Origin of the sequence: Aggregatilinea sp., assembly GCF_036822615.1 — a bacterium.
Lineage (GTDB): Bacteria > Chloroflexota > Anaerolineae > Aggregatilineales > Aggregatilineaceae > Aggregatilinea.
In genome coordinates, this window is record NZ_DAISHJ010000044.1 from 34,255 (window position 1) to 35,270 (window position 1,016).

The window sequence follows — 1,016 nt, forward strand, 5'->3', positions numbered from 1 at the left end:
CAGCGCGTCGTAGCCGGTGATACCCAGGTCTACGTCGCCCGCCGCGACGCTGGCGGGGATGTCGCGCGCGCGCTGGAACAGTACCAGCACGTCGGGCAGGGCGGGCAGCGTGGCGGTGTACTGGCGCGGATTGGTTTTATTGACGCGCAGCCCGCATTCGGCCAGGAAGTCGAGCGTCTCTTCTTCCATGCGGCCTTTGCTGGGCAGTGCGATGCGAATCTGTTGGCCCACTGGTGTTTCCTCCTGCATTCGCGTAATAAAAAACGCCTCCCGGCGGACCGGAAGGCGTTTGCAAGCTCTGGTGTGCTGTGGTTCAGGCACACGCGCGACTCACCACCGGGCCGTCAGCCGGGCGTGATGCCATGATGATGCGCGTGAAATTGAGCCTGTGTGTTCATGGTGTTGAGTATAGCCACCGCGCCGGGGCATGTCAACGAGTTATTTTCCTCGAACGTCCCCGCTGCGTGAGTGTGCCTGTTTTGACGCTCGCTGCCATATCCGCTATGATACTCGAACTAGAACGTAAGTTCTGTTATTTGGCGTGTGCGCATCACTATACGGAGGAACTGGTGTCAGAGATCAAAAGGATTCCCACCCCCTACAGTTACTCGTCCGCGGTGGTTGCCGGAGACTACGTGTTCCTCGGCCTGCACCGTGGATTTGGGGACAGTTTTTCGGATCAGATCGAGGATGCGCTCGCCAATATAACCAGGACGCTTGCGGAACTGAACCTCACGTTAGAGAACCTCGTCAAGATCCAGGTGTGGCTCAAGCACGTCAGTGATTTGCCCGAAATGGAACGTCGTTTCCACAGTCATTTCGAACAGGACCGCTTTCCGGCGCGGATGACATCAACCACCGAGTTCATTGACGCCGATTGTCTTGTGATGCTTGAAGGCGTTGCCTACATCACGCGTTAGGTTATCTATCGAAAGAAACCGTCAGTCGCGGTGGTGTACGATTCACCTCACCCCTTAACCCCCGGCCCCTGGCCCCTCTCCAATCCGATTGGAGAG

General features: G+C 57.7%; 1 protein-coding gene and 1 pseudogene. One reads left to right on the plus strand and one right to left on the minus strand.

The window, feature by feature from the left end; genetic code table 11:
* Window positions 1-231 (minus strand): annotated as a pseudogene (locus tag V7116_RS13850) (ATP phosphoribosyltransferase); the annotation flags it as partial.
* A 338-nt stretch (window positions 232-569) separates the two neighbouring features.
* Here V7116_RS13850 and V7116_RS13855 point away from each other — a divergent pair.
* Window positions 570-920: a RidA family protein gene (locus tag V7116_RS13855; RefSeq protein WP_324392529.1), complete on the plus strand. Its 351-nt coding sequence runs from the start codon at window positions 570-572 to the stop codon at window positions 918-920.
* Window positions 921-1,016 lie beyond the last annotated feature (96 nt).